This window comes from Proteus mirabilis HI4320 (genome assembly GCF_000069965.1).
Lineage (GTDB): Bacteria > Pseudomonadota > Gammaproteobacteria > Enterobacterales > Enterobacteriaceae > Proteus > Proteus mirabilis.
This window is the reverse complement of sequence record NC_010554.1, coordinates 1,845,004-1,869,460: the sequence shown is the minus strand read 5'-3', so window position 1 is coordinate 1,869,460 and position 24,457 is coordinate 1,845,004. Positions and strand designations below refer to the sequence as shown.

The 24,457-nt window shown below is 38.8% G+C and carries 17 protein-coding genes; 8 read left to right on the top strand and 9 right to left on the bottom strand.

Translation table 11 applies throughout. From position 1 onward, the window contains the following. Window positions 1-247: 247 nt before the first annotated feature. The 5 genes from menD to menE are packed head-to-tail and all read left to right on the top strand — an operon-like array spanning window position 248 to window position 5,937. On the top strand, window positions 248-1,933 hold the full coding sequence (gene menD, locus PMI_RS08565) for a 2-succinyl-5-enolpyruvyl-6-hydroxy-3-cyclohexene-1-carboxylic-acid synthase (protein WP_012368098.1): 1,686 nt from the start codon (window positions 248-250) through the stop codon (window positions 1,931-1,933). After that, window positions 1,917-2,684: a 2-succinyl-6-hydroxy-2,4-cyclohexadiene-1-carboxylate synthase gene (gene menH, locus PMI_RS08560; RefSeq protein ID WP_004243671.1), complete on the top strand. Its 768-nt coding sequence runs from the start codon at window positions 1,917-1,919 to the stop codon at window positions 2,682-2,684. The genes menD and menH overlap by 17 nt, the downstream gene beginning before the upstream one ends. 12 nt (window positions 2,685-2,696) lie before the next feature. Beyond that, the gene (gene menB, locus PMI_RS08555) at window positions 2,697-3,554 is read left to right on the top strand and encodes a 1,4-dihydroxy-2-naphthoyl-CoA synthase (RefSeq protein WP_004243669.1); all 858 of its coding nucleotides are present in this window, start codon (window positions 2,697-2,699) and stop codon (window positions 3,552-3,554) included. After that, entirely contained in the window at window positions 3,554-4,525 is a 972-nt protein-coding gene (gene menC / locus PMI_RS08550) for an o-succinylbenzoate synthase (protein ID WP_004243667.1), read from the top strand. The genes menB and menC overlap by 1 nt, the downstream gene beginning before the upstream one ends. Then, window positions 4,513-5,937, top strand: coding sequence for an o-succinylbenzoate--CoA ligase (menE, locus tag PMI_RS08545; RefSeq protein WP_012368097.1), 1,425 nt, complete (start codon window positions 4,513-4,515; stop codon window positions 5,935-5,937). Before menC ends, menE begins: the two co-directional genes overlap by 13 nt. A gap of 95 nt (window positions 5,938-6,032) precedes the next feature. Here menE and PMI_RS08540 read toward each other — a convergent pair whose 3' ends face one another. After that, on the bottom strand, window positions 6,033-7,487 hold the full coding sequence (locus PMI_RS08540; protein ID WP_004248382.1) for a catalase: 1,455 nt from the start codon (window positions 7,485-7,487) through the stop codon (window positions 6,033-6,035). Window positions 7,488-7,769: 282 nt separating this feature from the next. Between PMI_RS08540 and PMI_RS08535 the strand changes: the two genes are divergently transcribed. Next, on the top strand, window positions 7,770-8,312 hold the full coding sequence (locus PMI_RS08535) for a YfaZ family outer membrane protein (protein WP_004248380.1): 543 nt from the start codon (window positions 7,770-7,772) through the stop codon (window positions 8,310-8,312). Window positions 8,313-8,416: 104 nt separating this feature from the next. Here PMI_RS08535 and tyrP read toward each other — a convergent pair whose 3' ends face one another. The 6 genes from tyrP to ubiG all read right to left on the bottom strand — a co-directional run bounded on the left by tyrP (window position 8,417) and on the right by ubiG (window position 14,995). Further along, complete coding sequence (tyrP, locus tag PMI_RS08530; protein ID WP_012368096.1) at window positions 8,417-9,628, bottom strand: tyrosine transporter TyrP; 1,212 nt, start codon at window positions 9,626-9,628, stop codon at window positions 8,417-8,419. A 190-nt stretch (window positions 9,629-9,818) separates the two neighbouring features. Then, a complete protein-coding gene (locus PMI_RS08525) occupies window positions 9,819-10,052 on the bottom strand; it encodes a YgdI/YgdR family lipoprotein (RefSeq protein ID WP_004243656.1) in 234 nt (77 codons plus the stop codon). Between the two features lie 107 nt (window positions 10,053-10,159). Further along, window positions 10,160-10,438 carry a class I ribonucleotide reductase maintenance protein YfaE gene (gene yfaE, locus PMI_RS08520; RefSeq protein WP_004243655.1) on the bottom strand — a complete coding sequence of 93 codons (279 nt, stop codon included), beginning with the start codon at window positions 10,436-10,438 and terminating at the stop codon, window positions 10,160-10,162. Window positions 10,439-10,462: 24 nt separating this feature from the next. Then, entirely contained in the window at window positions 10,463-11,593 is a 1,131-nt protein-coding gene (gene nrdB, locus PMI_RS08515) for a class Ia ribonucleoside-diphosphate reductase subunit beta (RefSeq protein WP_004248376.1), read from the bottom strand. A gap of 11 nt (window positions 11,594-11,604) precedes the next feature. Next, entirely contained in the window at window positions 11,605-13,896 is a 2,292-nt protein-coding gene (gene nrdA / locus PMI_RS08510) for a class 1a ribonucleoside-diphosphate reductase subunit alpha (protein ID WP_004243653.1), read from the bottom strand. A 361-nt stretch (window positions 13,897-14,257) separates the two neighbouring features. After that, window positions 14,258-14,995 (bottom strand): bifunctional 2-polyprenyl-6-hydroxyphenol methylase/3-demethylubiquinol 3-O-methyltransferase UbiG, encoded by a 738-nt coding sequence (gene ubiG / locus PMI_RS08505; protein WP_004243650.1) that lies wholly within the window; start codon window positions 14,993-14,995, stop codon window positions 14,258-14,260. A 184-nt stretch (window positions 14,996-15,179) separates the two neighbouring features. Between ubiG and gyrA the strand changes: the two genes are divergently transcribed. Together gyrA and rcsC are read left to right on the top strand one after the other, a co-directional pair. After that, complete coding sequence (gene gyrA, locus PMI_RS08500; RefSeq protein WP_004248375.1) at window positions 15,180-17,813, top strand: DNA topoisomerase (ATP-hydrolyzing) subunit A; 2,634 nt, start codon at window positions 15,180-15,182, stop codon at window positions 17,811-17,813. Between the two features lie 200 nt (window positions 17,814-18,013). Further along, the gene (gene rcsC / locus PMI_RS08495) at window positions 18,014-20,842 is read left to right on the top strand and encodes a two-component system sensor histidine kinase RcsC (RefSeq protein ID WP_012368095.1); all 2,829 of its coding nucleotides are present in this window, start codon (window positions 18,014-18,016) and stop codon (window positions 20,840-20,842) included. A gap of 247 nt (window positions 20,843-21,089) precedes the next feature. Here the strand turns inward: rcsC and rcsB are convergent, their stop codons facing one another. Both rcsB and rcsD read right to left on the bottom strand, forming a co-directional pair. Continuing rightward, entirely contained in the window at window positions 21,090-21,746 is a 657-nt protein-coding gene (gene rcsB, locus PMI_RS08490; protein ID WP_004243646.1) for a response regulator transcription factor RcsB, read from the bottom strand. 17 nt (window positions 21,747-21,763) lie between these two features. Beyond that, the gene (gene rcsD, locus PMI_RS08485) at window positions 21,764-24,457 is read right to left on the bottom strand and encodes a phosphotransferase RcsD (RefSeq protein ID WP_004243645.1); all 2,694 of its coding nucleotides are present in this window, start codon (window positions 24,455-24,457) and stop codon (window positions 21,764-21,766) included.

Below are 24,457 nucleotides of genomic sequence, written 5' to 3'. Positions count from 1 at the left end.
CGTCACTGCATCTTGTTAATAAATTAATGTTATTCTTGTGCTAGCTAGTGTTATTGCTATCTTTTTGTTAACGATAAAAATTAAGCCTAAAAAGATAAGTACTTTAGCTTAAATAATACACTCTTATCAGAGTTCTTTTTCACGATTTATTTAACGAAAACTTCTGTTCATTGAACTAGGCTAAGGAAAAGTATTTAGGAACAGATATTATAATAGTCATTGCAGGTTTTCGTTATTGGGATGATCAATGTCTAATAGTTCGTTTAATCGCCAATGGGCTAAAGTTATACTGGAAACTTTGACTCGTCATGGTTTACGTCATATCTGTATCGCACCCGGATCACGTTCAACGCCTTTAACGCTTGCGGCAGCCGCCAATCATAAACTTATTTGTCATACGCATTTCGATGAGCGTGGTTTAGGTCACTTAGCATTAGGTTTGGCAAAAGCCACTCAACAGCCTGTTGCAGTGATTGTCACCTCAGGTACCGCAGTGGCAAACTTATACCCCGCTTTAATTGAAGCGGGACTTACTGGTGAACGGGTGATCTTTCTCACGGCAGATAGACCGCCTGAGCTGATTAATTGTGGCGCCAATCAGGCTATACGCCAACAAGGTATTTTTGCCAGCCATCCCTCAGAAACACTCTCTTTACCACGCCCTACAGCAGATATTTCTGCTCGTTGGCTGGTTTCTACATTAGATAATGCCATGAATAATCTTGTGCATGGTGCTTTGCATGTAAACTGCCCTTTTGCAGAGCCATTATATGGTGATGATATAGAGCATGACACACCATGGACACAAGCATTAGGAAAGTGGTGGCAAAGTGATAAACCTTGGTTACAAGAAACGCTTTCTCCCTCTGTGACTACACACCCTCAATGGGATCGACTACGTCAGAAAAAAGGGGTCGTTATTGCTGGACGTATTAGTGCGAAAGAGGGGATTGCCGTTGCCAAATGGGCCTCAAAATTGGGATGGCCTCTGTTAGGTGATGTGTTATCACAAACTGGACAACCACTACCTTGTGCTGATTTATGGCTAAATAATCCACAAGTGAAGGCTGAATTAAACCAAGCAGAAATAGTGATCCAATTTGGCTCTAGTTTAACAGGCAAACGCTTATTACAATGGCAAGCGAATTGCTCACCGCAAATGTATTGGGTGATTGATGCTATTCCGGGACGTTTAGATCCGGGGCATCATCAAGGGGAGAAATTTACCTTATCCCCGAGTCAATGGTTAACGGCACATCCTGCTATTGATAATTTACCTTGGGCGTTGTCATTAAGTCATATTGCTACACAAACTTATCAACATGTTACTGAAGTAACAGACTATTTTGGTGAAGCACAAGTTGCTCATCAGTTAGATCATTTACTTCCTCACAATGGCCAGCTTTTTGTTGGCAATAGTTTAATTGTGCGCTTAATTGATGCTTTTGCACAATTGCCACAGGGCTATCCTGTTATGAGTAATCGTGGTGCTAGTGGCATTGATGGATTACTTTCAACCTCAGCAGGTGTTCATCGAGCCACTCAAAAACCGACGTTAACTATCTTGGGTGATTTATCGGCATTATATGATTTAAATAGTTTGGCACTACATCAACAAGTCTATGCCCCAAATGTGGTGATTATCGTCAATAACAATGGTGGGCAGATATTCTCTATGTTACCGACGCCTATGGCAGAGCGGGAGCGTTTTTACTGTATGCCCCATGCTTTAAATTTTAAACATGCTGCTGCCATGTTTGGTTTAGATTATGTTGCACCAAACTGTTGGGATGATCTGTTTACTACAGTGACTGCATGTTGGCAGGGGGAAGCCAAAACAACATTAATTGAATTGATTGTCAATGAAACTGAGGGTGCTGAAACCTTAAATCAGTTGGTAAAACAGGTAACCGCTTATGACTTTAGCTTGTAGGCAATATAACACGCATAACGAAGGGCCATGGTTAGTTTGGTTGCATGGACTATTAGGAGACAGTCATGAGTGGGAGACCGTCATTAAGGCTTGCCATGAATATCCCTCACTCGTGATTGATTTGCCCCGTCATGGTAACTCTGCCTCTATTGGGGTAAATAATTTTGTCGAGATGAGTGCATTACTCCATGACACTTTAAAAGAATACGATATTAATCATTACTGGCTGATTGGTTACTCTTTAGGTGGCAGAATTGCGATGTATCACGCATGTTTTGGTGAAACATCGGGATTAATGGGATTGATTGTTGAAGGGGGAAACCCAGGTTTATATGATGCAATAGAAAGACAAAACCGTATTGCACATGATAAACGTTGGGCCGCGCGTTTTCGCAATGAACCTATTAATGATGTATTAACGCAATGGTATCAACAGCCTGTCTTTGCTGATTTAAGCGATGAAATGCGTCAGTTATTAGTTGAAAAACGCAGTAGTAATGCAGGTTTTTGTATTGCGGAAAGTTTAGAAACACTCTCTTTAGGCCATCAGCCTTGGTTAGTTGCAGAATTACAACAACTCACCTTACCCTTTATTTGGTTGTGTGGTGAGCAAGATAAAAAATTTCAATCAATAGCGCAGCAATATTCGCTGCCATTAACGACTATCCCGCAAGCTGGTCATAATGCCCATCAGGCACAGCCTGATGCTTATGCTGCGGTGATAAACCATGTATTATCCCTCTTTGGTTAAAGGAACCTAATTATGCTTTACCCGAGCGAAGAAAAGCTATATGCACCGATTGAATGGCAGGATTGTTCTGAAGGTTTTGAAGATATCCTCTACCACAAATCTGTCGATGGCATTGCCAAAATTACGATTAACCGCCCGCAAGTGCGTAATGCTTTCCGTCCTTTGACTGTGAAAGAGATGATCCAAGCATTAGCCGATGCACGTTACGATGACTCAATTGGTACTATTATTCTTACTGGTGCAGGCGAAAAAGCGTTTTGTGCCGGTGGTGACCAAAAGATCCGGGGTGACTACGGTGGATACCGTGATGAAAGTGGCACTCACCACTTAAACGTATTAGATTTCCAACGCCAAATTCGTACTTGTCCTAAACCTGTTGTTGCTATGGTGGCTGGCTACTCCATTGGTGGTGGTCATGTCTTACATATGATGTGTGATTTAACCATTGCTGCAGACAATGCCATTTTTGGTCAAACTGGTCCTAAAGTAGGCTCATTTGATGGTGGATGGGGTGCTTCTTATATGGCACGTATTGTCGGGCAGAAGAAAGCTCGCGAAATCTGGTTCTTATGCCGCCAATATAATGCGCAAGAAGCATTAGATATGGGATTGGTAAATACCGTTGTTCCTTATGCTTCTCTTGAAAAAGAAACGGTACGTTGGTGTCGTGAAATGCTAGAAAATAGCCCAATGGCACTACGTTGCTTGAAAGCAGCATTAAATGCTGACTGTGATGGTCAAGCGGGTCTGCAAGAATTGGCTGGTAATGCAACCATGCTGTTTTATATGACAGATGAAGGTCAAGAAGGACGTAATGCTTTTAATGAAAAACGTCATCCTGATTTCACTAAATTTAAACGTAACCCATAATGCGAAACGCCAAACTCTATTCATTCAGCCTGCCAATGGAGGCAGGTGTTGTTCTGCGCTACCAAAGATTAAAAACGCGTGATGGTTTTCTTGTCTGTTTAGAGCAAAATGGCAAACAAGGTTGGGGTGAAATTTCACCTCTTCCTGAGTTTAGCCATGAAACGTTAGAACAAGCACAAGATGCCGCACAATCTTGGCTAGCAGCTTGGTGTCTAGGTGAAAATCCTACTGACAGTGAATTGCCAAGTGTCGCTTTTGGTATTAGTTGCGCATTAGCAGAGCTTGAAGGCACTTTACCAGAAGAAGCCAATTATCGTGCCGCACCTTTATGCAACGGTGATCCTGATGACTTAATTTTAAGTCTTAATGAAATGAGCGGGGAGAAAGTTGCTAAAGTTAAGGTCGGTCTGTATGAAGCGGTACGAGATGGTATTGTCGTCAACTTATTACTAGAGGCGATCCCCGACTTAAAACTAAGGCTTGATGCCAATCGCAGTTGGACGCCAGCTAAAGCAGAAGGTTTTGCCAAGTACGTGAACCCACAATGGCGCGACCGCATTGCATTTTTAGAAGAGCCATGCAAAACCCCAGAAGAGTCACTCGCCTTTTCACAAGCAACAGGTATCAATATTGCTTGGGATGAGACTGTGCGTGATGAAGGTTTTGAAGTGAAAGCTCAAGAGGGTGTTACGGCGATTGTTATCAAGCCTACGCTAGTAGGAAGTCTTGCTCGTTGCCAATCTATCGTTGAACAAGCGCATGCTTTAGGTCTAGAGGCGATTATTAGCTCGAGTATTGAAAGTAGCTTTGGATTGACACAACTGGCAAGAGTAGCTCAGTGGTTAACACCAGATTCTATTCCCGGTTTAGATACCGTTGATCTTATCAAACAACAACTTATTCGTTGTTGGCCAGATGTAGATATTCCGCTTATTACGCTTGAACAGCTTAAGACAGTATGGCAACAGTAGTTAATTTTACACAATGGCCGTGGCATCACTGGGCGCAGCTTAACCCAAATGAAACGGCCATCATATCCGGTGATTCACCTATAACATGGCAACAATTAAGTTGTCATATCAATCGATTGGCGAACCATTTAGCAAAACAGGGTGTTAATACTAAAAGTACCGTGTTGCTACGTGGTAAAAATCATATTCATGTTGTTTTTACTCTACTTGCTGTTTTTCAATGCGGTGCAAAAGTATTACCGTTAGATCCTCAGCTCCCTAAGTCTCTACTTGATGATTTATTACCCCATTTAAACATCGATTTTTATGCTGATTTAAGTGGATCAACACTTGAGTTAGATGCGAGGTTACTCGATCTTTCAGGTGTCGAATTCAATAACAAATCACATCAAGATAAAAATAACATGGCAGGTGTTGCATGGGCATCTTCTCGTATGGCAACACTGATCTTAACCTCTGGATCATCAGGTCTACCTAAAGCCGCTGTGCATACTTTTCAAGCTCATCTTTGTAGTGCAGAAGGTGTTCTTGAATTGATACCCTTTGAAAAAAGCGACAGTTGGTTATTGTCTTTACCTCTCTTTCATGTATCTGGGCAAGGAATTCTTTGGCGTTGGTTATTACGAGGCGCTACCTTGGTAGTGCGTAATATGCACCCCTTTATTGCTGCTTTGCAAGGCTGTACTCATGCTTCTTTAGTGCCAACGCAACTTTGGCGTTTATTACAAAATACACAACAGGATAGTTCGCAGCCCATCACATTAAAAGCTGTTTTATTAGGGGGAGCGATGATCCCAACTGAATTAACCCAATGTGCGGAAAGTAAAGGTATTCAGTGTTGGTGTGGTTATGGCATGACTGAAATGGCCTCTACTGTTTGTGCAAAACGCGCAGATGGTAAAGCGGGAGTTGGTACGCCATTAAAGGGTAAAGCGGTCAGATTAGTGGATAATGAAATCCAGATCAAATCTGATAGTGTTGCATTAGGATATTGGTTTGATGGTCAATTAAAGCCGTTATCACAGACTCAGGATGATTGGTATGCAACACGGGATAGAGGTTGTTTTAAAGAGGGGGAATGGTGCATTTTAGGGCGATTAGATAATCTGTTTTTTAGTGCGGGTGAAGGTATACAGCCAGAAGATATTGAAAAGGTGCTAAATAGTCACCCGAATGTTCGCCAAACATTTATTGTCCCGATTGACGATATTGAATTTGGTCAACGTCCCGTTGCTGTTGTTGATACTGATATTGAGACAATTAATCAATTACCACAATGGTATCATACGCGTTTAGCAGGCTTTCAACGTCCCATCGCTTGTTTACTATTACCAGAACAGCTAAAGAATGGAGGGATCAAAATCTCTCGTAAACAAGTGCAACAGTGGGTGAAAGGGCAACAAGTAAATTGATATTGCGATTTTATCGAACGACTTTAAGAAAGGCGCCCAAACTACAGGCGCCTTATTATTTTGCCGAGTTGCTCACAGGGCTTCTTGTTATCAGGTTATTTAGCGTCTTTCCCTTCTAACACTTTAATCGCTTTTTCAACACCAGCGCCATATTCAGGATGAACTTTGGTAAATAAGTCGATTTGACGTTGTTGTGTTTCTTTACTTGCTTGTGATAATTCGCCCGCAATACGCGCAAACATACGTTGATGTTCGTCATCGCTTAATAGCTCATACAGTGCACGAGGTTGGCTGAAATAATCTTCATCTTCACGATGGTTCCAGTGATCGGCTGCACCTTCAATAGAAAGTGGTGGCTCTTTAAAGTCAGGTTGCTCTTGGAACACACCGCCACTATTTGGCTCATAAGTAATACCATTACCACTATTACCGTCAACACGCATAGCACCATCACGATGATAATTATGGAATGGGCATTTTGGTGCATTAACAGGGATTTGATGATGATTAACGCCTAAACGGTAACGATGCGCATCACCATAAGAGAATAGACGACCTTGTAACATCTTATCTGGTGAGAAACTAATACCTGGAACAATATTCGCAGGGCTAAATGCAGCTTGTTCAACATCAGAGAAGTAGTTATCTGGATTACGGTTTAACTCAAAGTAACCGACATCCATGAGCGGATAATCAGCATGTGGCCAAACTTTGGTTAAATCAAATGGGTTATAAGGCACAGTTGATGCCTCTTTTTCTGGCATGATCTGAATTTGTAACTTCCAACGCGGATAATCACCACGTTCAATGGCTTCAAAAAGATCACGCTGAGAGCTTTCTCTATCTTTACCTACTAGAGCTTCCGCTTCATCATCCATTAAGTTCTTGATGCCTTGTTGGCAACGGAAATGGAATTTAACCCAGAAACGTTCATTATCTTTATTGATAAAGCTATAAGTGTGGCTACCAAAACCATGCACAAAGCGATAGCTTAAAGGTAAACCACGATCGCTCATATCAATAGTTAATTGGTGTAGAGATTCTGGTAAATGAGAAAAGAAATCCCATTTATAAGCCATATTACGCATATTAGTGCGAGGGTCACGTTTTACGATATGGTTAAGATCAGGGAATTTAAGGGGATCACGTAGATAGAATACAGGAGTATTATTACCCACCATATCCCAGTTACCTTCTTCTGTATAAAATTTTAAGGCAAATCCACGAATATCGCGCTCAGCATCAGCTGCACCACGTTCACCCGCCACTGTTGAAAAACGAGCAAACATTTCTGTTTTTTTACCCACTTCAGAGAAAATTTTAGCTCGAGTATATTTCGTAATATCGTGAGTGACCGTAAATGTACCAAAGGCACCAGAGCCTTTTGCGTGCATACGTCTTTCAGGAATAACTTCACGATCAAAATGGGCGAGTTTTTCTAAAAACCAGACATCTTGTAGTAACATTGGGCCACGAGGTCCTGCTGTTATTACATTATTATTATCTACAACTGGTGCACCAGCCGCCGTTGTGAGCTTTTTCTTTTCCATCACATCTTCTCCAATTTGTGGAATAGTGAACATTAAAAAATAGCATGGGTGAATAAAACGAAGCGAACAGCCTTATATTTATTATGGTTAAATTTTACTGTAATTCCACTTTAGCAAGATTAAAATTATTAATAAAACCCATTGGACCGATAGTATTGATAGATGTAACTTATTTACATAGATTGAAAAATCTAAACATTGACTTTCAATTCTCAGTAAAATTGTTTAATAAATTTGCTGTATAATTATAAGTTGGGAAAATTATTTGCTGGGGTAATCATAATGAAAAAGTTTTTATTATTAGGAGCAATGAGCGCATTGCTTATTTCTGCTAATGCCAATGCCATATCGATGAATGTGCAAGCGGGTAAACATTATACCGATGTACAAGCAGGTTTAGGTGATGCCGATTCTGGACTTTCTTTTAACGGTAATTGGGCACGTAGTGATCACGATGGTCAATTAGGTAGTTTAGGTGCAAAATTTGCGTTACCTCTTGGCCCATTCTCAGCAAGTGTTGGTGGTAAAGCACTTTACCTCTCCCCCAAAAATGGTGATGACGGCGCGGCATTAGCTGGTGGTGTTGGACTTAATTGGCGTGTTTTACCTTCACTGAGTGTTTATGGTGAAGCTTATGCTTCGCCGGAAGGATTAACATCAGGAAGTAAATCCTATTATGAAGCTGATGTTGGTGCTAAATACACGGTATTTAAACCACTTCATGTTAATGCGGGTTATCGGGTGATTGAAATTGAAAACGCGCATAATCACAGTAACAATAAACTTGCTGATGGTTTCTATGTAGGAGCTGGTTTAAGTTTCTAATATCAATAACGGGAACATTAGGTTTTTCCCGTTTAGTTATTTATTTTTAGCAGGTGTTACAATTAACACCTGCTTTTTATTTGATTTTTATCAGCTAATGGTGATTAACCCACTTGTGGCAATATATTAAAGGTAATCGCTATTTGAATACCAATCACCACTAACCCGCAGATAAATACAATAGCTAAGGCTGGCTTACCGCCTTTAACTTTATAATGCTCTGTAGTCTGCTTTTGTTGTCTTACTTTCCACACCAGTAGTGCCGGTAATAATAGTGCGAGAATAGATAAAGCAATTGCGGCATAGGCTAAGGCTTGCACAAAGTTAGGGAAAAATAACGCACAGAATAGCGGTGGAACAAAGGTTAATAAACCAGATTGAAAACGACCAGATGCGCGATTACTGCGTTTAAACAAATCAGCTAGATAATCAAATAATCCTAATGCTACGCCTAAGAAAGAGGTGGCGAGTGCAAGGGCTGCGAAAAGGTTGACAGCAATATTGACTCGCGGTGTAGCAACCACATCACGGATGGCGGTGAGTAGACCATTTAAGCCAGATTCTTGGGCTAAAATCCCCATAAAGGTGGTGGTGGGAATAGCTCCTAATGTTGCTAATTGCCATAAAATATAAGCAATAAGAGGGATTGCGCTACCTACGATAAATATTAGGCGTAGTTTTTTGATATTGCCATCCATGTAACTGACAATACTGGGTACACTACCGTGGAAACCAAAAGAGGTAAAAATAACCGGGATCGCAGAAAGAACGAGCCCCTTAGCGATAGGCATAGAGGTTAAGTTGACTTTTTCCACATGGGGTAACATGACTACCAGCATAAAAATTAAGAAAATAACTTTTGCTGTAAAGAGTAAGCGGTTAATCATATCCACAGAAGTGGTACCAATACCGACTACCGCACCACCAATAACTGTAAAGATAATGATACCTTGTGTGATGGTTATCTTATGACCAATCCAAGAAGATAAAGTCGAAGCTAATAATTCACCCGCACCACTGATATAAGCCGTTGTTAAAGCATACATAAGAAGTAGCAAAGCTAAACCTGTAACGACTTGTCCTCCAATACCCAGATAACGTTTCGCAATAGAGCCAAGGCCTGTATGGGGATCGTTGTATTGATAGACTTCCACTAATAAAAGCGCGGTGTAACTCATTAATAGCCATAAGCCCACCAGCAATAACACCATGGTACTAAAGCCAATACCCACAGCAGCAAGTGGCATTGCCAACATTCCTGCACCAATTGTTGTTCCTGCAACAATAAATACACTGCCTATAGTGCGATTTTTCACAAAGTCCTCGTTTTTCCAAACTATTTTACCTAGTTAAAAGTAGGGTATAAGAATGGTAAATTTCTGTCAAATTTTAATTACGATTGGTGTAATGTTTTGTTTACAAAATAAAGGGGATATAAAAAAACGCCAACAAAATGTTGGCGCTATTTAACATGTCTTTGGTTGTTGAATGACAAAAAAAGATTAATTAATCATCAAGCTCAACCATTCTTCTTATTTGATCACGATTAATTTGTTTGATTGCACCGGTTTCAGCATCTTTATAAATAATTAATCCGGTAGACTCATCTTCTTGAGGTTTATCTGTGGTCAAAATAGTTTGCCCATCGACGGTTTCAATTTTTTGTGGCGATGAACAACCTGCTAATAGCAGTAAAGAGAAAGAGGCGGCACAAATCGGTAAAATAGTTTTTAGTTTCATAGTAACGATCCTTTTTATAACTCTGTTATTTAACTTTAGTTAAAAATACGCATTTGTGTTAGAAAAAGAACAATATAAGAAAACAGTGATCATTATAGTCAATAGTTTTACTTTGTGCAGATCTCGATTTCGATATCACTCACAGGGTGACAGCTACAAGGTAAAATTTCATCAGCTTGAATAAATGCCAATGGCTCATTGCGATAACATACTTTGCCTTTTACTAAGCGTAATCGGCAAGAGCCACAATAACCTTCTCGGCATTGATATTCGATTTGAATTTTGCTGCGCTCTAACGTCTCCAACAAGGAAGGATGCGTTTCAGAGCTAAATTCTAATGCGGTTGATAGACCCTGCTGGTGCAGGGTCACTTTATGAGATGCCATAATGTATAGCGCTAGTTCTCTGTTTTACAGTTCGAAGTTACTTAAATCATCAGTATCTACTTGTGAGTCGATTTGACCTACTAGATATGAGCTTACTTCAACTTCTTGTGGTGCAACTTGCACATTATCAGATACTAACCAAGCATTAATCCATGGAATAGGGTTTGAACGTGCTTTAAACGGCAATTTAAGTCCTACTGCCTGCATACGAATATTAGTAATATATTCAACATATTGGCAAAGGATCTCTTTATTTAAACCGATCATAGAGCCTTCTGAGAATAGGTATTCTGCCCACTCTTTTTCTTGCTCTGCTGCTTCAACAAATAGGTCATAACATTCTTGTTCGCATTCTGCGGCAATTTCGGCCATTTCAGGATCATCTTGACCTGAACGCAGTAAATTGAGCATATGCTGTGTGCCAGTTAAGTGTAATGCTTCATCACGGGCAATCAATTTAATGATTTTAGCGTTACCTTCCATCAATTCGCGCTCTGCAAAGGCAAATGAACAGGCAAAGCTGACATAGAAACGAATCGCTTCTAAAGCATTAACACTCATTAAGCATAGGTAAAGCTGTTTTTTGAGCTTACGTAAAGTAACTTCAACAGTTTTACCTTTTATTTGATGCGTACCTTCACCAAACATATGGTAAAGGTTAGTTAAATTGATTAACTCATCATAATAAGATGAGATATCACGAGCACGTTTTAAAATCTCTTCATTTTCAACAATATCATCAAAAACGACCGACGGATCGTTGACGATATTACGAATAATATGGGTATAAGAGCGTGAATGGATGGTTTCAGAGAACGACCATGTTTCTACCCAAGTTTCTAATTCTGGAATCGAAATTAAAGGTAAAAATGCCACGTTAGGGCTTCTACCTTGGATCGAATCAAGCAGAGTTTGATATTTTAAATTACTAATAAAAATGTGTTTTTCGTGATCGGGAAGCGCATTGTAGTCAATACGATCACGAGAAACATCAACTTCTTCTGGACGCCAGAAGAAAGAGAGTTGCTTTTCAATTAGTTTTTCAAAAATAGGGTACTTTTGCTGATCATAACGCGCTACGTTAACAGGTTGCCCAAAAAACATGGGCTCCTGAAGCTGATCATTTCTAACTTGTGAAAAAGTGGTATAAGACATAGCTTCCTCAATTAAATTTTACACGCGCCGCCTTCACAATCTGAATCTGCCGTTTCAACGACTTCTTCCAGATCACCTTGTACATCTTCTGCACCATCACGGGTATTGTGATAATAGAGTGTTTTCACACCATATTTATAGGCGAGCAGCAAATCTTTTAGCAGCTGGTTCATAGGAACCTTACCACTAGGGAAACGAGTAGGATCGTAGTTAGTGTTGGCAGAAATCGCTTGGTCGACAAACTTTTGCATAATACCGACTAACTGCAAATAACCTTCGATACTTGGCATTTGCCACAGTAATTCATAAGCCCCTTTTAGGCGCTCATATTCTGGAACCACTTGACGTAAGATGCCATCTTTAGAAGCTTTAATACTGATATAACCACGAGGTGGTTCGATACCATTGGTTGCATTTGATATTTGTGATGATGTTTCTGATGGCATCAATGCAGAGAGCGTTGAGTTACGTAAACCGTATTGTTTGATCTCTTTGCGTAAGCTTTCCCAGTCATAATGCAGAGGTTCATTAGTCAGTACATCTAATGATTTTTTATAAGTATCAATAGGTAAGATACCTTCTGCATAGGTGGTTTCATTAAACCATGGGCATGCCCCTTGCTCTTTTGCTAATTCATTTGATGCTTTTAATAAATAGTATTGAATAGCTTCAAAGGCACGGTGTGTTAAGTTGTTTGCACTACCATCTGAGTAGCGAACACCGTGTTTAGCCAGATAATAAGCAAAGTTGATCACACCAATACCCAGTGTACGACGACCCATAGCACCTTGTTTAGCTGCTAAAATTGGATAATCTTGGTAATCTAACAAAGCATCTAACGCGCGAACGGCTAAACGTGCTAGCTCTTCTAAATCGTCTAGATTTTCAATCGCCCCAAGATTAAAGGCCGAAAGTGTACACAGGGCAATTTCACCATTTGGATCTTTAATATCATTTAATGGTTTGGTTGGTAGTGCTATTTCTAAACATAAGTTTGATTGACGGATAGGTGCAATCGCCGGATCAAACGGACTGTGTGTATTACAGTGGTCAACATTTTGAATATAGATACGACCTGTAGAGGCACGCTCTTGCATCATGAGTGAGAATAATTCAACCGCTTTAACTTGTTTTTGGCGAATACTCTTATCTTTCTCATATTGTACATATAAACGTTCAAATTCGTCTTGATCAGCAAAGAATGCATCATAGAGGCCCGGCACATCAGACGGGCTAAATAATGTAATATCCTGACCTTTGATTAAACGTTCATACATTAATTTGTTTAACTGCACACCATAATCGAGATGGCGTACACGGTTATCTTCAACACCACGGTTATTTTTTAATACCAGTAGGCTTTCAACTTCTAAATGCCATAAAGGATAAAATAGCGTTGCTGCACCACCACGTACCCCACCTTGTGAACAAGATTTTACCGCAGTTTGGAAGTGCTTATAGAATGGGATACAACCGGTGTGGAATGCTTCACCATTACGAATAGCACTACCTAATGCACGAATACGACCGGCATTAATTCCAATACCTGCACGTTGAGATACATATTTAACAATAGCACTTGAGGTCGCATTGATAGAATCAAGGCTATCATCACACTCAATTAGAACACAGGAGCTAAATTGACGTGTCGGAGTTCTTACACCCGCCATAATAGGTGTTGGGAGTGAGATTTTAAATGTGGATACCGCGTTATAAAAGCGCTCAATATAATCCATACGCGTCTCTTTTGGATAACGCGAAAATAGGCAAGCGGCAACTAACACATAGAGAAATTGTGCACTTTCGTAAATATCACCGGTAATACGGTTTTGAACAAAATATTTACCTTCTAGCTGTTTCACTGCTGCATAAGAGAAATTCATATCACGTTGATGAACAATAAACTTATCCATCTGTTCGAACTCTTCTTTGGTGTAATCTTCGAGAAGATGACGGTCATATTTACCGAGTTCAACTAAATGTTTAACGTGATCATACAATGCCGGTGGCTCAAATTGACCATAGGCTTTTTTACGTAAATTAAAGACAGCAAGACGAGCAGCAAGATACTGATAATCAGGTGTTTCACCAGATATTAAGTCTGCAGCAGCTTTAACCAGTGTTTCATGGATATCGGCAGTTTTGATACCATCATAAAACTGAATCTGAGAACGTAACTCAACTTGAGAAACAGAGACATTTTCTAGACCTTCAGCGGCCCAAGTAATAACACGGTGAATTTTGTCTAAGTCAATGCGTTCTTTATGACCATCACGTTTTGTGACGAGCAGGCTGTGATTCATGAGCGATGCACCTTTCTGGCTTTAATGACCTATAAATGGGCAACCTGAAATTTTATACCGCAAAAAAGCGCTCCCGATGACAAACATTGCCAAGGAGTCTTGTGGTGTGAAATTTAAGGAAACACAATATATAGGGGTTTGTTCAAATGGTGATAACAAGATAATGGTAATTGAGGGATTGATCAAGTGTACAAATCTGAATGTTTCTGTGGATAAATAGGGGATAATTTTTTTAACAACTGCCTGTACCCTGCATAAATACAGGCAGTCAGAAACTTAAAACGACGCTAAAAAGAGGCAAAGTCAATTTTTAAAAATGTGATCGTTTGATGTTTTATTAAACCAAATCAATCTCTCTATTTCACAAATCCGAATTATCGGTCGCTTGAGTGTGCACCATGTAATTAACATCAACATTTGGCGCTAATCGGAATTTGTCTGTAATAGGATTGTAATGTAACCCAATCATATTTTTGCTACGTAAATTGGTTTCATCGACCCAGCTTAATAATTCTGAAGGACGAATAAATTTATTCGCATCATGGGTGCCTTTAGGAACCATATTCAGAATATACTCCGCGCCTACCACCAGCATAAACCACGCTTTTTTATTACGGTTGATGGTAGAAAAGAATACATGTCCACCTGGTTTCACCAGTTTGGCACATGATCTTACAATGGAGGAAGGGTCTGGAACGTGTTCTAACATTTCCATACAAGTGACCACATCATAGCGTTGTGGATATTCTGCGGCATGGTTTTCAACGGTATCTTGTATATAGGTGACAGGGATACCGGTTTCCAGTGAGTGGAGACGTGCGACTTCTAATGGCTCTTTCCCCATATCGAGTCCGGTGACTTCTGCACCAACACGGGCCATACTTTCAGATAAAATACCGCCACCACACCCAACATCGAGTACTTTTTTACCAAATAAGCCATCAGCACGTTCTTGGATATAATTAAGTCTTAGTGGATTGATGCGATGTAGGGGTTTAAATTCACCTTCAAGATCCCACCATCTTGATGCGACACTCTCAAATTTGTCGATTTCATGCTGATCTACGTTAGCATGCAAAGAGGTTGTTTTATCATTCATCAGAAAGTATTACTCCTATTTTCATATTACCGATGATTCTACCAATGTTAGAGAGCGAAATCGAAGCTAAATCGAAGAGAATCGCGAAAGAGTGATTAATTTCATTGTTTCAGTTTTCCTAAAATTGGCGATTTGTGGTATAGTTCTACACCTTTGAATCCGTAGTATGAGGGACAGTGGCTCCATGAGCGACATTGCCAGAGAAATCACACCAGTTAATATCGAAGAAGAGCTGAAAAGCTCATATTTGGATTATGCGATGTCCGTTATTGTAGGACGCGCATTACCCGATGTTCGAGACGGACTGAAGCCAGTACACCGCCGAGTGCTATTTGCGATGAATGTACTGGGAAACGATTGGAATAAACCTTATAAAAAATCAGCCCGTGTTGTTGGGGATGTAATCGGTAAATATCACCCGCACGGTGACAGTGCTGTCTATGAAACGATTGTTCGTTTAGCACAGCCTTTTTCTATGCGCTACATGTTGGTTGACGGTCAGGGTAACTTCGGGTCAGTTGATGGTGACTCCGCGGCGGCTATGCGTTATACCGAAGTTCGTATGGCGAAGATCGCCCATGAACTGCTGGCGGATTTGGAAAAAGAGACGGTCGACTTTGTTCCTAACTATGATGGAACAGAAAATATACCGGCTGTTATGCCAACCCGTATTCCAAACTTGTTAGTTAATGGCTCTTCAGGTATTGCCGTTGGGATGGCAACGAATATCCCTCCGCATAACCTCGGTGAAGTTATCGACGGTTGTCTTGCCTATGTTGATAATGAAGACATCACCATAGAAGAATTAATGGAATATATTACCGGGCCTGATTTTCCGACTGCTGCGATTATTAATGGTCGCAGAGGAATATTAGATGCTTATCGTACAGGGCGTGGAAAGATTTATATCCGTGCTCAGGCTGATATTGAAACTGATGAGAAAACGGGTCGCGAAACCATTATCGTGACAGAAATTCCTTATCAGGTGAATAAAGCCCGTTTAATTGAAAAAATTGCGGAGCTTGTAAAAGATAAACGTATTGAAGGTATCAGCGGATTACGTGACGAGTCTGATAAAGACGGTATGCGTATTGTTGTTGAGATCAAACGTGATGCAGTCGGTGAAGTAGTATTAAATCACCTCTTTTCACAAACTCAAATGCAAGTCTCTTTTGGTATTAATATGGTTGCGCTTCATCAAGGCCAACCAAAATTATTGAACCTAAAAGAAATTATCGCAGCCTTTATTCGCCATCGTCGTGAAGTGGTGACTCGTCGTACCATTTTTGAATTACGTAAAGCGCGTGATCGTGCTCATATCTTAGAAGCACTTGCGGTCGCTTTGGCCAATATCGATCCTGTGATTGAATTAATTCGTCAAGCACCAACCCCAGCAGAAGCGAAAGCAGCATTAATTGCCCAACCTTGGGATCTCGGTAGCGTGTCTGCGATGTTAGAGCGTGCTGGTGATAGCAATGTTGCTCGCCCTGAGTGGTTAGAGCCACAATTTGGTGTGCATGACGGTAAATACTATCTAACAGAACAACAAGCACAAGCCATTTTAGATCTGCGTTTGCAGAAACTGACCGGACTTGAGCATGAAAAACTGCTAGATGAATATCGTGAATTACTGCTACAAATTGCTGAGTTATTGCATATTTTGAGAAGCCCTGAGCGTTTAATGGACGTTATTCGTGAAGAGCTAACAGCAATTAAAACACAATATAACGATCCTCGTCGTACTGAAATCACTGAAAATACCGCTGATATTAATATCGAAGATCTGATTAATGAAGAAAATGTGGTTGTGACACTATCTCACCAAGGTTACGTTAAATATCAGCCATTGACTGATTATGAAGCGCAACGTCGTGGAGGAAAAGGTAAGTCAGCCGCAAGGATCAAAGAAGAAGACTTTATCGATCGCCTACTGGTGGCTAATACACACGATACTATTTTGTGTTTCTCAAGTCGTGGTCGCCTGTACTGGATGAAAGTTTATCAGTTACCAGAAGCGAGCCGCGGTGCTCGTGGTCGTCCAATTATCAATTTATTACCTCTAGAGCAAGATGAGCGGATCACCGCTATTCTTCCAGTAAGAGAGTATGAAGAAGGTAAATTTGTCTTTATGGCAACGGCGAGCGGTACGGTTAAAAAGACACCATTACAAGACTTCAGTCGTCCTCGTAGTGCTGGTATTATCGCGGTTAATTTAAATGATGGCGATGAGCTTATCGGTGTTGATTTAACCGACGGTAGTAATGAAGCTATGCTGTTCTCAGCAGATGGTAAAGTGGTTCGTTTCGCAGAAGAGTGTGTTCGCCCAATGGGTCGTACTGCGACAGGTGTTCGTGGTATGAAACTGGTTGATGATGATAAAGTGGTTTCACTGATCATTCCTCGTGGCGAAGGTGATATCTTAACAGTGACTGAAAACGGTTATGGTAAACGTACCGTTCAAAGTGAATACCCAACCAAAAACCGTGCAACACAAGGCGTTATCTCGATTAAAGTGAGTGAGCGTAATGGTAAAGTGGTAGGCGCTATTCAAGTTGAAGAAACTGACCAGATTATGATGATCACCAATGCCGGAACGTTAGTGCGTACCCGAGTATCAGAAGTCAGCATTGTGGGACGTAATACACAAGGTGTTACCTTGATCCGTACTACAGAAGACGAGCTAGTCGTTGGCTTACAACGTGTTGAAGATGAAGATGATGCATTAGATGATGATGAAGTTGATGAAATGATCAGCGACAATATCTCTGATGTTCCAGAGTCTGAACCAACAGATGATGCGGATAGTGAAGAAGAATAATAGCTATTTTTCAGTAACTTAAAGCAAAAAAAGCAGGCGGAATGCCTGCTTTTTTATATTATAAGCATTTATTAGTCAAAAAATTTTATCAGTCATCAGAAAAAATTATCCTGATGATAAAGATCATCTCATTCAGACCTAGAGTAACTTCTGTTAGAATGAGAAAGTTGATTATCTGTATTACCGATTAGGGTGGTTATTTGCGATATCTTTCGTCATTTAAAACGTCATTAAAAATTTCCCGCTACCTTTTTCGTGCACTGGGTATCATGTTGTGGGCAATGGGCGCATTATTAACCATGTTTTATCTCATCAACATCTTTAATGATACTAAATCAGATATCCGACAAGAATATAGTAATAACTATACCGATTTATTGGGCTTCTTTCGCCAAACCTCGAGTACTATCCGCGATTTGCAATATTTAGCAGAGCGGCATCAAGAGCAACTCAATTTAAACCCTAAGATGAATAATTCTTTTTTTTATGAAGGGCCTTTTTCACTTCATAAATTAAGTGAAAGTGCCGATTGTGAATTATTCAAAGGGCAAACAAACAATTATTTTCGATCATTTAATAGTATTCTGTATTACTGGAAAGATAATACCCCTGCTTTACAAGGTATCAACCAAGTATTTATGGTTGGCTCTCATAGTATGTGTATGATTAATTTCCCATTGCGTGCATCACCTATTGATACTGAACTGTTGAAAAAAATGGTTTATGAAAATACACGTAATTACATTAATCAACGAGCTCAAGGGAAAGAGAGTAATCAATACTGGATAGTACCTGATGCCAAGGGGGATAGCGGTATCCTCTATGTCATGTCGCCAGTTTATGCGTCAGGGAAATTTATTGCACTCATTGGTATCGAAAGGGCGATCCGATTGGAGTATTTTTCACCTACGAAAGATCGCGTTATCTCTATTCATCTTTTAAACAATAAAAATAATCCAGTCTTAAGTTATCCTGAAGAGAATAATTATCGCAGTGTAAGGGATGTACCGGATGTTAGTGCTCCTTACTTTGGCTTTGATGATGATTTTAGTGATTTAGTTGCAAAACGTAAGCTACTTCCTTCTTCTTTTAGTGTGGTTTATTCACTACCATTAAAACAAATTTTAAATGAATTTAAGTTTACTATTTTTAATGCCATTATTTTAAATATCATTTCGGCGATTGTTATCTTTATTTTCGTTTGGATTTTTGAGCGAAAAATATTTTCACCTGCAGAAAATAATGCTTCACGCTTAGAGGAGCATGAGCAGTTTAATCATAAAATTGTCGCGTCAGCCCCAGTAGGAATAAGTATCTTAAGAATACGTGATGGCATGATTATTTTAAGTAATGAGCTCGCCCATAATTATTTTCGCTTATTAAGTCATAGTGATAAACAAAATATTCTCTCTATTATTGCTGAAAAAAGTAGCAATATAGTGGATGTGGTCACTAATAATCATAATCATTTGCAAATTAGTTTTGTGAATTCACGTTATCAGAATGAAGATGTGGCGATTTGCGTATTAGTAGATATCAGCGCTCGTGTTAAAATGGAACGCTCTCTACAAAATATGGCAACGGCCGCAGAACAAGCAAACCAAGCTAAATCAATGTTCTTAGCGACAGTCAGCCATGAGCTGCGTACACCACTGTATGGCATTATTGGTAACTTAGAATTATTACAATCATTGACGCAAAATGAAGAGACTGCCAGATTATTAAAAACAATGGATAACTCTTCATCGCTGCTACTCAAAATTATCAGCGATATCCTTGATTTCTCGAAGATAGAATCGAAACAATTAAAAATTGACGTTAAACCATTCAATTGTCGCCAAGTTGTCTCTTTTGTTATCTCTAACTATTTGCCGTTAATTGCTAAAAAAGATTTAGCTATTTACTGCTTTATTGAGCCGGATGTACCTAAAATCGTTAATAACGATCCGGTTCGTGTCCAACAAGTTATCTCTAATCTACTAAATAATAGTATTAAATTTACTACGACAGGATGTATTACTTTGCACCTGTATCGAGATGAATATTATCTCTATTTCGATATTCATGATACCGGCAGAGGGATAAATGAAAAAATGCTTCATCAGCTTTTTGAACCCTTCTTTCAGGTCTCGCAAAATACAGAAAGTGCTTCAGAAGGTACAGGATTAGGATTAGCAATTTGTGAAAAACTGATTAACTTGATGGATGGTGATATCAGTGTTGTTTCTCAAGAAAATGTGGGTAGCCGTTTTACTGTGCGGATCCCTTTATATGGGGCACTAAATTCGAGTGATGGACAAACCAAATATAATCTCTATAAAGAGAGTACTATTCGCTGCTTTATCAGTATTAAAAATCTCTATCTAGAAAGCTTTGTTGAACGATATCTAAGTTATGTGGGCTTACATTGTCAATTATTCACGGAAGTGACTCAGGTATCTGAGAATGATTTTATTATCACCGATCATGATGAATGTTTAGATAACTCTTGCCAATTTATCCGTATTTATGAACACTATTTTGAGCCTGCAAAGAAAATCTCTGAGAATAATTGGTTATGTAGTACATATAAATTAAATGAATTAATTAAGATTATCCTACAATTACCACAAACAAAATTAGAGTCTGATGACTCAGAAAATAATGCGTTAATGACGGATCACGATCTACAATTATTGACAGTGCTCATTGTTGATGATCACCCTATCAATCGTTTATTGTTGACCGATCAACTGAAAAAAATTGGTTTTAATACCGCAACGGCAGAAGATGGCTGTGATGCTTTAGCCTTTATGCAAGAAAATCATGTCGATATTATTTTAACCGATGTCAATATGCCAAATATGAATGGCTATCAATTAGCGACAACAGTGCGTGAATTGAGTCGCACTATTCCTATTATTGGCGTTACAGCAAATGCAATTGCCGAAGAAAAACAACGTTGTATTGATGCGGGAATGAATGATTGTGTTTCCAAGCCAGTCTCTCTTACTGTATTAAAAGACGTATTACTCACCTATGTGGCATAATCCAACGATTAATCTCGGAAAAACGAGGTTTTTTCATGGTAGATCTGATTGAAAAATTTCGATATTACAGTGATAAATATTGTTGCTAGGTTGCCGGCTCAGGATGATAGGGGAAGAGGGGAAAACATTTTTTTGTTGCCAACGATGTGATGGCGGATAAAAAGTAATAAAAAAGCAGAGAAGCTCCCACAATGGGTATGAGCTTCCTGATTTTATCTATACAGCATAGAGAAGAAAAGTTAACGGGTTAGCTTTCTCCGTTAATTTCCTTATCAATAGTGACTGATGATAGGTAGTTAAGCAGAGCGATATCATTGTCGACACCGAGCTTCATCATGGCTGATTTTTTCTGACTACTGATAGTCTTGATACTACGATTGAGTTTTTTAGCAATCTCAGTGACAAGGAAACCTTCGGCAAATAAGCGCAACACTTCACTTTCTTTGGGAGATAAGCGTTTATCACCATAACCATTGGCATTCACTTTTTCTAACAGCTTAGCCACGCTTTCAGGCATAAATTTCTTGCCTTTTTGCAATGCTGCAAGTGCTTTAGGTAGATCAGCAGGCGCACCTTGTTTTAATACAATACCTTCGATTTCAAGGTCAAGAACAGCACTTAAGATAGCTGGGTTATTGTTCATAGTGAGTACAATAATAGACAAATTAGGATAATGTCTTTTGATGTACTTTATCAACGTAATACCATCACCATATTTATCACCAGGCATAGATAGGTCGGTGATAAGAGCATCTGCATTTAATTTAGATAAGTTATTGATAAGTGAAGTGGAATCTTCAAATTCACCAACAACATTAACCCATTCAATTTGTTCTAAAGATTTACGAATGCCGAATAAAACAATTGGATGATCATCGGCAATAATAATATTAAGGTTATTCATGTTTAATTGTTACCTTGCTACAGCAACTGTCGGATCCATTTATCCAGTTGATTGATACGTTCTTTTATCTCTAATTCATTATGATTTTTTATGTCATCTTCTAAATATTCGCAGTTCTCTCTGAGATATTCTAAATCTAACATAGCAAAAACCCCTTTCAGACGATGAGCTGTCTGAGCTAGAGAATGAAAGTCTTTATTAGTTGCTTCTAAGTGTAGTTTTTCAACATCAATGGGAACAGTATTGATAAATAGTTCCTTATAATCACTATCATTCAACTTCTTCCTATAATTATTAAGAATTACTTCGTGATGATCAAGGTTATTATTCTCATTACGAATACTCGTTTGAGTTGTTTCGAGAGAAAGTTGTTCATTTTCTTCAATCAAATAAGTAATAGCCTCAATTAATGGATCACCGAAGTTATAGTTACACTTTATTAAATTTCTTGCTATTTTTTCAAATCCGGTAATAGAGCTAACTAATAATACTGTTGCTGATTCAGGATTATTATCCGGAGTGTCTCTAAGTATGATATCGTATTCTGAGTAAAGATTCTCTTTATTTTTATCAAAGTATGTAGCGCCATATTTATCAAGCTGTTGGCAGATTATTTTTTCTATTTCAGGGTTTTTTATGGCGAGTTTTGCAGTTATACCCTCTAATAATATGTCAAAAGAGCGCTCTTCTGTATCTATATGCTGGTATGGAAGTACGATACGGAAATGAGAGCCAATACTTTCTTGGCTTGTAATGGTCAAAGTGCCTTGTATTTTGTTACACAACAAATGACATAAATAAAAAATAATACCCGAGTTGGAATAATATTTATCACCCATAGCTTGACCTAAAAATGGATATTTAATATTAGCCAGATCTTGAGCTGTTAACCCACTGCCACTATCAATAATATCAATTACTATTTCTTCTTTATCATTATTTTTTTCTAAATTTAGATTGACGGTTATTTTTCCATAATTAGTCGTACTAATGGCATAATTAATCAATGATAAAATAATCTTACTTAATGCTGGGCCATCATTAAATAAAAGTAAACTAGGTTTAATATTATTATGGAAATAAAGTGTTAATCCCTTTCTTATCATAAATGGTGATGCGGTTATTAGAATAGATTCAACTAGCGTTGAAAGTTCAAATTCATCTTGATGTATTTTCCATTCTTGATTTTCTAACTTATTAATTAGCGTAATGTTTTCTATCCACTCAGAAATATAATTCGTTTTTTCTAATAGCAGACTCAGTAATTGTTGGTGAGTATCGTTAGGAAGTAGATCTTTAAATTGATATACCATCTCATTAATATCTTTAATTGGTCGTATGAGTTCCAATGACATATTGGATAAGATCTTGCGGCGTGCAATCGTGTTTTTTTCATATTCTTGTTGTGCTAGCTGCAATTTCTTATTGATTAATGCTTCGTTGTCTTTATTCAGAAAAATGAATAGAGCAGTATTATCGATATTGCTGTTGCTACTGGTGCGGATCTCATAAATTTCGTTATCAATGGCCGTTTGGATTAAACCATTATGTTCAATCGCCATCTGGCGGATCTTAGATAAATCGATATGAGGTAATAGTTTCTCTGCGTGGCTATTACTAATAATCTTATGGTTAGATGAAAAATTATACACCAATAGACCAATAGGAAGATTAGAAATGATATCGTTAGTCATCTCTTCTTTGATGCGAAGATTACGCGTCATCGAAATATAAGGGAATACATATTTATTACGAATATAGATATGGCCAAACACTGAAATCGAGATAAAAATGAGTAGGCTGATAAGTAACCAGATATTTTTATACACAATCTCATTGAAAATCGATTTTAGTGGATACTCATAAGATAAAGAGTAGGGTATTCCTGCGATGGGCTGTGAGAAGATGAGTGAAGTCCCATCCGTTGATACCTCAATATTGTTTTTATCATAAACACTCTGCTGTCCTGTGGGTAATAATCTTAAATATTGAGGTGATAGCTCAGCAGGTAGAAAATTATTTATGGGTAAATCAAAGGCAATAACACTGGTCAGTTGCCCTGGCACATTAAACATGGTGCGGTAGGTATAGTAATAAATATTTTCTGTCGGCATTTTCCTAATGGGAGAAAGGCTCTCTTTTTCATCTAATGCCGTTGATTGCATTAATAGCTCAGAACGTTTGTTTTCAGCCGTTAGTGTTAAATAGCTTTCTTTATAGCGCAATTCTGGTTTTAGTATTGAGTGGGTAGTAATAAGGATAAGATCATTGCCTTTACCATTAAGATAATAGAGAGAGCTATAGTTATTACGTACCCCCCAAATAATTTCTAACGCGTTTGCAAAATAACCGGCTAACTGAAAGGTTTGTTCATTCGATTTACCAAAAACAATAGCGTCAACGGTCTGATCGCGTCCTTCAAGCCAATAAACATCAGAGCGTAGTTTGACCGGATTGATTTTTAAAGGCAGAAAGAGGGTTGGATCATTAATTTTGTTTGATAACTGGAATAGTTGGTTAGCGTGATAGCGGTAATCTTCAACTTGAGAAGCAAACTTATTAGTCGTGTTATTAATGGCATTTTTTTTACTTTCTAGCCAAGTATCAAAATAGCTATAAGCATATAGAAAAAGGGATATGGCCATAAACAGAAGAAACAGAGCATATAAGCGAGTTAATGTATTTGGCTTTAATTGGGTCAGTGTACGCAT